The 851-nt window shown below is 34.1% G+C and carries 1 protein-coding gene; it reads right to left on the reverse strand.

Going from position 1 to position 851, the window contains the following annotated elements:
* A partial coding sequence (locus IC21_RS16865; RefSeq protein ID WP_035180160.1) for a transposase occupies positions 1-851 on the reverse strand: 851 nt, incomplete at both ends.

Here is an 851-nt window from a genome sequence, read left to right on the forward strand (position 1 = left end):
CTCCTCTCTAGGAGCTAATGAATCGTATTTACTCCAGTCCACTTCATAAGGATTATTATCACTAGGTAGCTTATCCTGTGCAATTAATTCATAGAACTCTTCATTAATCTTCTTCATGTCATGAGAAACTAATAAACTAGCTAGACCTTCTAATCGTTTTCGACGAATAATTAAATTATCTACCAACAAAAATTCTTTAATTCTTCCCGGTAAATACTTATTATAGCGCGAATATTCTACAACCCTTGGTTTATGAATCCATGTTTTAATTATTGAAAGCCATGGTAAAGCTTTTCGCTTTTTCATATATGGCCGATAGTCATCCAATAATATCTCCCCATTAGGTGAAACAATCTTTAATTGATCCCATGTTAATATCATTTGTAATTGACTATAGTTGCCACCCTTAGGGACATGAACCAACGTCTGATCCACTTTCACTTCATTATATTTGTTTACTTTAACAAGATGTTCTTTAAATACAGGATAGGGCTTTTCCGGTAAGGCTAGAAGATAATCCCGTTCTTCCTGCCATAAGTCCTCAATACGTACGTTTTTGGCATAATGAATTCTATTTCTGTCCGCCTCTAATTTATGAAATAATTGATCAGTTAAACCCTCATAGCTGTCCATTATTGGAGCTGAAGTAAAAAAGTTATAGCGTATATATCCAACTTTATTCTCAACATTTCCTTTTTCATGGCCACTTCTTGGATTGCATACCTGCACATCAAAGCCATAATAATTCTGAAATTGAACAAATTCATCAGTTAATTGTGCTTCTTCATTTTTTGTCCTTTTTTTCTTCACAGCGGGGGTTAAATTATCGATTCTTATCCTTTTAGGTACCC

Origin of the sequence: Heyndrickxia coagulans DSM 1 = ATCC 7050 (genome assembly GCF_000290615.1) — a bacterium.
In the GTDB taxonomy this organism is placed as follows: Bacteria; Bacillota; Bacilli; order Bacillales; family Bacillaceae_C; genus Weizmannia; species Weizmannia coagulans.